This window comes from Bartonella sp. AA1HLJMS, assembly GCF_042197445.1.
Classification (GTDB): domain Bacteria; phylum Pseudomonadota; class Alphaproteobacteria; order Rhizobiales; family Rhizobiaceae; genus Bartonella.
Genome location: NZ_JBHIRW010000254.1, coordinates 1 through 873, shown reverse-complemented (window position 1 = coordinate 873; position 873 = coordinate 1). Strand labels below are relative to the sequence as shown.

Here is an 873-nt window from a genome sequence, read left to right as displayed (position 1 = left end):
TCAGAATTTATAAACACTGGTTTATTCACAAATGCCTCCATACTGCCTATTGGCAAAAGTTATTTTCTAAGATATGGAACTTATATTTCATTATTTATGAAAATTGTCAATATAAAAATTCAGAAAATATGAAATTTTAATAAAGTGTAGGTTAATTATGGATAAACTAATGTTAGAAAAACTTTGGAATTGTGGAGATAAAAAAGTGATGGCTGCTATTATTTTTTGTCTGAAGAACAAGAATTCTGAAGAATCGTTAAAACAGCTTTCTGAACTTCGGGATTTGCTTGATAATACAGTTGAATAAACTGTTCAGATTCTTTGATTAGAAAAGGGGGGATTTCGCCAAAAAAATCAATAATTTCTATTAATTCACTTGCTTTTATTGATCTTTTTGTACCTGAATCATGCAACATACTAGTTAAGGTAGATGGTAACACTCCTAAATGCTTGGCTAGCATTTTCTTACTACCATGACCATTTTTAGCTAATTGCGCATTAAGCCATACCTTTAACTGATCTGATTCCATAAAATACAAAGTCTTTCATATGAAATGAAAAATCAATAAAAAAAAATATGAAATTTTATCTTGATAAAATTCATAAAATATGAAATTTTATCTTTATGAAAAAAGAACCTGCGTATACTATAATAAAATATCTAGGGGGGGCTATTAACGTTTCGCGTATTTTGAAGAAATGTAAAGGAGCTGTTTATCGTATCACTTATTCTAAAGAGAAGGGTGGTTCTAATGGATTGTTTCCTTCAATTTATCAAGCGCAGTTATTAACCTACGCACGTGATCATGGGATAGATTTGCGTCCAGAAGATTTTTTTTATCCCGAGCGCTTGCAGAGATTAATGCAAGAGCA

2 protein-coding genes are annotated in these 873 nt (G+C 30.2%); one reads left to right on the top strand and one right to left on the bottom strand.

Annotated features, from left to right (window positions below; all coding sequences use genetic code 11):
• Positions 1–218: 218 nt before the first annotated feature.
• The gene (locus tag ACFIQE_RS11010) at positions 219–530 is read right to left on the bottom strand and encodes an XRE family transcriptional regulator (protein WP_114647946.1); all 312 of its coding nucleotides are present in this window, start codon (positions 528–530) and stop codon (positions 219–221) included.
• Positions 531–625: 95 nt separating this feature from the next.
• On the opposite strand from ACFIQE_RS11010, the gene ACFIQE_RS11005 reads away from it, so the two are divergent.
• The coding region (locus ACFIQE_RS11005; RefSeq protein ID WP_375707765.1) for a hypothetical protein at positions 626–873 on the top strand (248 nt) is incomplete at its 3' end.

Bases quoted from the DNA above. Each gene is read 5' to 3' on its own strand.
- ACFIQE_RS11010 (WP_114647946.1), bottom strand. From the start codon at position 530: ATGGAATCAGATCAGTTAAAGGTATGGCTTAATGCGCAATTAGCTAAA.